Genomic DNA, 8,575 nt, shown 5'->3' with positions numbered 1-8,575 from the left:
GTTCATCCTGAGCCAGGATCAAACTCTCCAATAAAGTTAGTTTGTCTAGCATCTAAAATAAAAATTGACGTTTCACGTTGTTTGTTTCGTTCAGTTTTCAAAGAACTTGTCTGTCGCTCATTTGCGACTTCCTTATGTTAACATCTTCGTTAGTTAATGTCAACTAAGTTTTTTATTTCGTTTGTCGCTTTCGACGTTATTGTCATCGGCGACTTGTTCTATATTACACTTCTGTACTCTAATCGTCAATACTTTTTATCCTTTTTATTTTATAAATTATAAAGCGTATTTTTATAATCCTTCCCTAAAGATTAATAAACTAGTGTAGTCATTTTTATAATCGACAGTTTCTACTTTATAAAGAATGAATATCAAGCCACACAAATATATATTAAAAGTAGCTTTTTTATTTCGGTTACATTCACAATTATCTCCTACCACTTCTCTCTAGGAATTATAAATACATCCTACATTTACTAAAATCTAATTACATTAGGAGGCGTTATGAAATGCATGCTAATAAGAAAATCATTTATGTATCCCATGATGCCCATTTCCACGGAGCACAGCTGCTTTCTTTACATACTATTAAAGCCCTTAAAGAAAACTTTCATTACTCCGTCGCAATTATTTCTATTGGAACCGGTATTTTAATCCGCGATTTTCAAAAGTATGGTCCTGTTTATTGCCTAGAGGAAGACTACCCAACGGAAGAAAAAGTCGAATTATTAATAAAGAAGTTATTATTAAAAGACTATACCATCGCCATATGTAGTACCGTCATAAGTGGTGATATAGTTGCATTACTAGCTAAACATAATATTAAAGTTATTTCATTAATACATGAATTGCCGCATTTAATACAACAGTACTCTGCTGAGGGAAAAGCAAGAAACATTGCCCAATCTGCTCACAAAATTGTCTTCCCTTCACAATACGTGTATGAAAAATTCCGTACAATCACCCAATTAGATCATCAAAAATGCCACATTCTCCCTCAGGGCTTGTTCAACCATAATCCTTATAAGAAAAATATTGCACAAGCGAGAAGCGATTTACGAAAAAAGCACAATCTGCCTCTCGATAGCAAAATCATCTTGGGGGTAGGTTTCGCTGATCATCGAAAAGGAATAGATTTATTCTCACTTATTGCTTACTCAGTAAGAAAGATGCATACGAATATTCATTTTATCTGGGTTGGGAAAACAGATGTTCATTTTTTTAATACAATCTCCCCAAGATATACAGCACATTTCACATTAGTGGAACCAACTCCAGATATCGGTTTATATAACGCCGGTGCTGATTTATATTTATTAACTTCAAGAGAAGATCCTTTTCCAAACGTAGTTTTAGAAGCATTAGATACAAAAGTCCCTGTTATAGGGTTCAAAAACGCTGGAGGTTTTGAAGATGTTGTTACGGAACAAACCGGCGCATTAGTAGACTATTTAAACTTACCTATGATGCTGGAAAGAATATATGAACTTATCGGGAATGAAGATTTACGATTACAAAAAGGGACCTTTGGCCAAGAACTTATTGAAAGAGATTTCAACTTTCTTGATTACGTTTATCAATTATTAAACTTGCTTGAGCATAATTATAAAAAAATAAGCGTTATTGTACCGAACTATAATTACGAAAAATACTTACCGGAACGAGTTAAATCAATATTAAATCAAACCTATCCCCTTTACGAACTAATTTTCCTAGACGATGCCTCTACTGACAATAGCGCATCTATATTTGAAAAGCTGCTCTCAAATGAAAATAAACACCACCTGAAAGTTCAGCAGATTATTAATGATAAAAATTCTGGTTCTGTATTTAAACAATGGATAAAAGGTGTCTCTGCAGCAACCGGTGATTATATTTGGATTGCTGAGGCCGATGACTTATGTGATCAGACATTTTTAGAAGAAGTAATACAAGGGTTTCATATAGATAGTGATGTTGCCTTAAGCTACACACAATCAAAACAAATAGATGAACAAGGAAATATCTTGGCCAATCATTATTTGAATTACACAAATGATATCGATAAGGAAAAATGGCAGAGTTCTTATATCCGAAAAGGGATAGATGAAATACAAGATACGTTATTTATCAAAAACACCATACCTAATGTCTCAAGTGTAGTTTTTAAAAACATAGATATAAAAACAATAGCAAAACAATTGCGAAAGTTTAAAATAGCTGGTGATTGGTTTTTCTATGTTTCTCTCCTTAAAGAGGGGAACATTTATTTTAATCCAAAACCTCTAAACTATCATAGACGACATACAAATAGCGTAACAAGAACAGAAGATTCATATTCCCATTACAGTGAAGTTGTACAAATGCAGAATTTCATTAAAGACACCTTTACTATCGACGACATTTCAAAAAAGAAAATGTATGCATATAGAAAGTACCTTGAAACATATTTGAAGGTTTAATTATATATTTTCTTTATCATCAGTAGCTCTTTTAAGACATTACTATTATTTAAGGGGTGTTACTCTTTGAAAGAATTTATAGAGGCAAATAAACATTTGATTTCTCAAATTGCACAAAAATACAATGTAAGTGCAAATATCCACCCAGAGGATCATATCTTTCAATTCCTTGTCACAAATCCAGTCTTTCCATCTAAAAAAGAAGCAATAGATTATTATTTTAAAGATGGAAGAAAATCAGCAGAAACACTCTTAGATTTAATTACTTCCTTTTATCCTCCTATAGACACTCCAATTCAATTATTAGAATTCGCATCCGGATATGGCTGCGTAACACGTCATTTATTAAATCAGCAAATGAACTTAAGTATAACTACTTGCGATATACACGAAGAGGCTATTACTTTTATTGAAAACACATTACATACTTCATCTCTATTATCTCACCCTGAACCAGAACAAGTAAAATTAGACTCGTCTACGTATGATATCGTTTTTTGTCTATCCTTTTTTTCTCATATGCCTGATACAACTTGGTTTCGTTGGCTTCAGACATTGTATAACGCTGTTTCCCCTGGCGGCTTATTCATTTTCACAACTCATGGATATCAAAGTAAAAAGTACTTCGGCTTTCCCGCTTTAAATGAACGGGGTTATTGGTTTCTTCCCTCTAGCGAACAACTCGATTTAGATGTTCATCAATACGGGCAAACGATCGTTAGCCCCTCTTACGTATGTGACAAAATTAAATTATTACCTTATAATCCTATTATCAAAAAATACACTGAAGGTTTTTGGTGGGAACATCAAGATCTTTGGGTAATAAAAAAAGAAATAAGATAATAAACCACGCTCTACTTATACAGAAGTAGGGCATGGCTTATTATTTTTTACTATATAAGAACTCTTCAATCCATAGCTTATTTAATCTAATTCCACTTTTGAAATCCACTTTCGGTTCCCAATTACATTCTCGTCTTACTCTATCTATATTTAAAATGATTTTTTGAACGTTTTCTTGCTTTTGTTTATAGCAGATAAAGTCCACTTTTCTTTCCGTTAATTTCTCCAATTCTACTATAATTCGTTTTAAAGAGAGACCCTTTCCGCTGCCTATATTATACACACAAAATTTCAAGTGATTTAATTGCGATAGTTGTATAGTAACTTCCACTAAATCATCGATATAAATATAATCTCGAATAATTTCTTGTGGATTCCCATATATATTAATCTTTTCATTACTGAGATGCTGATACAAAAAACAATTTATTGCTCCAACTTTCTTTAACGGGTTTTGATATTTTCCATACGGATTAGAATATCTACATACAACATAGTCCATTCCATATTTTTTCTTATAAAAGTACAAATAATTTTCAAGCGACACCTTTGTTATTCCATAAGGAGAAAGTGGTTTTAATGGATGTTCCTCATCAATAGGCAGATATTCCGGTTCACCATAAACTGTGCCTCCAGAAGATGCTAATACGATTTTTTTAATGGGGAAATTTTTAGCACTTTCCATGAAATTAAGAAAAAAAAGGCTACTGTTTATATCTCCGAAAACATCTTCAATTGAAGTTGTTACATTAGACGTTGCAGCTAAATAAATAATAATATCCACATTCACTAAGGCTTTATATATATCTTCAACATTTGCTAAATCACCTTTAATAAATTCAACCTCACTTATAATATTTTGAGGAAAATTATTTATATGTCTGGAAAATACTTTTACATTTTGGCCTTTTTTCAATAAACCTAATGCGAGGTTAATACCAATGAAACTATTTCCACCTACTATTAAATAATTATTCTTCCGCATAATATCCTCTCTAGTAATAAGATTTTTGCTTATCTCACCTAGAAATACAAATAAATAAACTTAGTCAATTCTATTATTGAGTCTCTTATAATTGTATGCCCCTTATAAATTTTCATTATCTTTATTTTATATTTTCCCTTTAGAATCACTACCTTATTTAAGCCGTCCGAAAAAACATTCATAATATTTACTCATTCCTATGAATATATTGGATTAGTAAAAGCTTTCTCCTTCTCCATAAATAAAACTTTCAAAAAGGAGCACTACATGTATGAAGAATGTAAATCAGGAGCTTTTAAATCATGTAATTCTACATAAAGATCGAATCCCACATTTCCATAAAGACTTTCCCCTTATACTATTCTGGAGCCATAGAAGCGGATGCACTACTTTAGCTAATTGGTTCTTTTTTCAAATCGGATTGTTTAATGAAGCAAAGAAATACCATGACTTTATTCATTACTATGAATTCTGGGTATATAAAAACAACACCAACTACATACCAGAGTTACAAAATGGGCTTCTAACAGCAGAAAAAGCTGTTTGTAAACTTGTACGAAATCCCTATACAAGGGCCGTCAGCTCATTTTTATTACTTGCTGACAATCCATATGCAATTCCTCAATGGGAAAGTATCTGCCAGTATTTATATAATGACAAATATAGTAACCGAGGAATATCATTTAAACAATTTTTATATTACGTTCGAGCATTAGATCCCAATTCCGTAGCAATGGACATACATTTTAGTCAGCAATACGTTCCGGGTGAAGAAAATTTCATCCAACACTATATTCCTTTAGAAGATTTTAATACACAAATCACCAAAATAGAACATACGTACGATTTAGTTAAATCTAATTTAGCGCTACTTACAAATTCAGATCATCATCGCTCTCATAAAATGATGTATACAGGAAGCTATGCAGAGCTCAGCATTACAGATGCCGCCTTCCCTCGCTTTCCGACATATAAAAGTTTTTATGATGAAGAAACAATGGCATTAGTTACAGAAATATATGCACAAGACTTTGAAATGTATCCGTACACAAAAGGGATATTTTAAATTGATACACTCTTCAATGAATAAAAGCGAATGTATCGCATAGCATAAAGTGAAACTTTAATTAGAGAGGGGTTCTCCCCTGCTAATTATTCCCTTCTACCAATTTTACTGTTATAGATTCCCTAAATTTCACCTACCCTCTTTGAATTCACTAATTATTGACGCATGTGCCATATACATTTTTTACACAGGAGTGATGTCATGTGGAAGGTAATTTGAAACATAATAACGGATATTGTGTTATTTGTGAGAAGGAAACTACATTTATAGAGCATAACGATTGGCTTAGAGATCACTACTTATGTTCTACATGCCACTCTATACCAAGGCAGCGAGCTTTAATTCATGTTTTAAATACATTTTTTCCGAAATGGGGTTCCTATCATATTCACGAATCCTCACCTGGGGGGATTACAACTCAACTACTAATAAAAAACTGCAAAAACTATACATACTCTCAATACTTTAAAAACTATCCTCTCGGCCAATACTTTCAAGGGATTAGATGCGAGAACTTAGAAAACATGACTTTTCAAAATGAATCTTTTGATTTGTTCATTACTCAAGATGTCTTTGAACATGTAATGGAACCAAACAAAGCCTTTAAAGAAATAGAGCGTGTATTAAAGCCTGGCGGTGCTCATGTGTTTACTGTCCCTTGGTACCACACACTTCCCAAAACTTTGCAAAGGGCAAGAATCAATGAGGGTGGAATTGAGTATATTGAAGAGCCAATTTATCACGGAAATCCTATTGATGAGAATGGGTCTTTAGTAACATTTGATTGGGGCCAAGATATGATTGAATATATTTATACACATGCAAATATGTATACCCTAGTTTATTTACAAAAGGATAAATCACTAGGCTTAGATGCTGAATTTTTACATGTTTTTATTAGTAGAAAACAAGAAAATGATTTTTAGGCACCATATAATTTGGAGGTTAACAAATGGATGACTTTAAGTTAGGAAGTGATTTTGATAACCTTGTTAGCCCGCTTTCTGATGTTGAACTTCTTCATCTATTTATACAAAGTTGCTCACAAACAAAGATAAATGGTATCCCAGTACCTATGTTCCCCCCTGAAGAAATTCAACAACAGTTTGTAGGTGCTTCCTATGAACATGCTCTTTATGAAGCATATTTGTTTTATAGACTTGTAAAAACATATGCCCATAATTTAGGCGTTCCCTTGAATAAAGAACGGAAAATTTTAGACTTTGGTTGTGGCTGGGGAAGAATTATACGCTTTTTTTTCAAAGATGTTCGCGATGAAAATTTACTTGGGATTGATGTAGATCCAGCAATGATTAATATTTGCAATGAAACGTTAGGAAGAGGAATATATAAAACCGCCAATCCACAACCTCCTGTAGAATTTATTAGTGACAATTCATTGGACATCATATTCGCTTATTCTGTATTCTCACATTTATCCGAAGAAACTGCAGAACATTGGATAAAGGAATTTTCAAGAATTCTTCGTCCAGGTGGAATCTTCATCGCCACGACACAAGCGCGCTATTTTCTCGATTTTTGTCAACAATTTAAGGAACACCCTGAATTAATTCAGACAGGATGGCATAAAACTTTATCTCAAGCTTTTCCAGATATAAATCGTGCCATCTCGGATTATGAAAGCGGCAATTTCGTCCACAGCCCTACGGGAGCTGGAGACGTTAGAAATAGTAGCTTCTACGGGGAAACCATTATACCTAGAACTTATATTAAAAACCACTATGAGAAGTATTTAAAGCTGCGGGACTTTTTCGATGATGCAAACCGATTACCCCAAGCCCTATTTGTTCTCCAAAAAGATTAACTCTTTTCGCTCATTGTATAATGAAGATCATTTTATATTTCAGCCGTATATATTAAATCATTAAAGATTTCCATATCAAGCAAACTGTACAAAAAAATTCATTATGAGGCATAAACAGAGTAAGTAAATAACGGTTCTCATGCTTTAACTAGATTCGAAAAATCAAAAATAACTTCCCACCACTTGAACTACGAAGCACATAAGGGGGATATATCTTGAAAATAATTGCTTTTTACTTACCACAGTTTCATCAAATAAAAGAAAATGACCGATGGTGGGGAAAAGGTTTTACTGAATGGACAAATACTAAAAGTGCACGACCTTTATTTTCAGGACATTATCAACCTAGAGAACCTTATCAAGATTTTTATTACGACTTAACCACCCCATCCGTAAGAAAATGGCAAGCAGAAATTGCCAAAGCACACGGCATATATGGTTTTTGTTATTACCATTACTGGTTTAAAGGGAAGAGGCTATTGGAGAGACCATTTAATGAGGTACTTCAGATGGGCGAACCAGATTTTCCATTTTGCCTATCTTGGGCAAATGAACCATGGACAAAAACTTGGGATGGTCTTGATAGTCACATATTAATGCCTCAAAATTACGGAGGGTTATCGGATTGGAAAGAACACTTTGATTATTTATTACAAGCTTTCCAAGATGAGAGGTATATCCGTATAGATAATAAACCACTATTCATTATTTATCGTCCTGGGCATATACCTAATTGTGAGCAAATGCTTAACTACTGGAATACACTCGCACAAGAAAATGGTTTGGCAGGTATATACTTTGTAGAAACATTAAACAGCTTCCCACTTCCTAATATAAATGGGTTCGATGCTAGCATTCAATTCGAGCCTTTTTATACAATTGCTCATGATAGCTCTTCAGACATAAATAAAACAATATATGAGTCTGGTAAACAAATAAACGCTTGGGATTATGATAAAGTTTGGATGTATATACTAAAGCGGTCTCCTCCAGAGAAAAAAACATTTCCCGGTGCCTTTGTTGACTGGGACAATACAGCACGCCGCAAAGATTTAAATAGCAGTATTTTCGTAGGCTCTACTCCTGAGAAGTTCACGATATATTTAAGTAAGCAAATCCAGCGCACCTATTCTCTTTACAACAGCGAGTTTTTATTTATTAATGCGTGGAATGAATGGGCAGAAGGTACTTACTTAGAACCAGATAAAAGGCATGGCTTTGCCTATTTAGAAGGAGTTAAACAAGCAATTAACAGAGGCATGAAAGCATACAAAAAAGACGAGTCATTCTGACTCGTCTTAAGCTTGCTTGGCGACGTCCTACTCTCACAGGGACAAGGTCCCAACTACCATCGGCGCTAGAGAGCTTAACTTCCGTGTTCGGTATGGGAACGGGTGTGACCTCTCTGCCATCAT

General features: G+C 33.7%; 7 protein-coding genes and 1 rRNA gene. 6 read left to right on the top strand and 2 right to left on the bottom strand.

Features of this window, described 5'->3' with window-relative positions; translation table 11 throughout:
- The first annotated feature begins 509 nt into the window (after positions 1-509).
- On the top strand, positions 510-2,441 hold the full coding sequence (locus PDQ40_RS27920; protein ID WP_270691782.1) for a glycosyltransferase: 1,932 nt from the start codon (positions 510-512) through the stop codon (positions 2,439-2,441).
- A 66-nt stretch (positions 2,442-2,507) separates the two neighbouring features.
- Positions 2,508-3,284 carry a class I SAM-dependent methyltransferase gene (locus tag PDQ40_RS27915; protein WP_270691781.1) on the top strand — a complete coding sequence of 259 codons (777 nt, stop codon included), beginning with the start codon at positions 2,508-2,510 and terminating at the stop codon, positions 3,282-3,284.
- A 40-nt stretch (positions 3,285-3,324) separates the two neighbouring features.
- On the opposite strand, the gene PDQ40_RS27910 is transcribed toward PDQ40_RS27915, so the two are convergent.
- Complete coding sequence (locus tag PDQ40_RS27910; protein ID WP_001230823.1) at positions 3,325-4,269, bottom strand: NAD-dependent epimerase/dehydratase family protein; 945 nt, start codon at positions 4,267-4,269, stop codon at positions 3,325-3,327.
- Positions 4,270-4,540: 271 nt separating this feature from the next.
- Here PDQ40_RS27910 and PDQ40_RS27905 point away from each other — a divergent pair, with 271 nt between their 5' ends.
- The 4 genes from PDQ40_RS27905 (at position 4,541) to PDQ40_RS27890 (ending at position 8,452) form a co-directional block, all read left to right on the top strand.
- Positions 4,541-5,335, top strand: a complete 795-nt coding sequence (locus tag PDQ40_RS27905; protein WP_270691780.1) for a sulfotransferase family 2 domain-containing protein — start codon at positions 4,541-4,543, stop codon at positions 5,333-5,335.
- A 203-nt stretch (positions 5,336-5,538) separates the two neighbouring features.
- Positions 5,539-6,261 carry a class I SAM-dependent methyltransferase gene (locus PDQ40_RS27900; protein WP_000398929.1) on the top strand — a complete coding sequence of 241 codons (723 nt, stop codon included), beginning with the start codon at positions 5,539-5,541 and terminating at the stop codon, positions 6,259-6,261.
- A 26-nt stretch (positions 6,262-6,287) separates the two neighbouring features.
- Positions 6,288-7,160, top strand: a complete 873-nt coding sequence (locus tag PDQ40_RS27895; RefSeq protein ID WP_000340853.1) for a class I SAM-dependent methyltransferase — start codon at positions 6,288-6,290, stop codon at positions 7,158-7,160.
- A gap of 215 nt (positions 7,161-7,375) precedes the next feature.
- Positions 7,376-8,452 carry a glycosyltransferase WbsX family protein gene (locus tag PDQ40_RS27890; RefSeq protein WP_000690992.1) on the top strand — a complete coding sequence of 359 codons (1,077 nt, stop codon included), beginning with the start codon at positions 7,376-7,378 and terminating at the stop codon, positions 8,450-8,452.
- 14 nt (positions 8,453-8,466) lie between these two features.
- Here the strand turns inward: PDQ40_RS27890 and rrf are convergent.
- A 5S ribosomal RNA gene (rrf, locus tag PDQ40_RS27885) occupies positions 8,467-8,575 on the bottom strand; the annotation flags it as partial.

It is taken from the genome of Bacillus cereus group sp. Bc061, assembly GCF_027715825.1.
Classification (GTDB): domain Bacteria; phylum Bacillota; class Bacilli; order Bacillales; family Bacillaceae_G; genus Bacillus_A; species Bacillus_A paranthracis.
Note: the sequence above shows the minus strand (reverse complement) of the source record. Positions and strands in the feature narration are given on the sequence as shown.

Excerpts from the sequence above, each read along its gene's own strand:
- PDQ40_RS27905 (WP_270691780.1), top strand. The coding sequence starts at position 4,541 with ATGAAGAATGTAAATCAGGAGCTTTTAAATCATGTAATTCTACATAAA.
- PDQ40_RS27895 (WP_000340853.1), top strand. The coding sequence starts at position 6,288 with ATGGATGACTTTAAGTTAGGAAGTGATTTTGATAACCTTGTTAGCCCG.
- PDQ40_RS27920 (WP_270691782.1), top strand. The coding sequence starts at position 510 with ATGCATGCTAATAAGAAAATCATTTATGTATCCCATGATGCCCATTTC.
- PDQ40_RS27910 (WP_001230823.1), bottom strand. The coding sequence starts at position 4,269 with ATGCGGAAGAATAATTATTTAATAGTAGGTGGAAATAGTTTCATTGGT.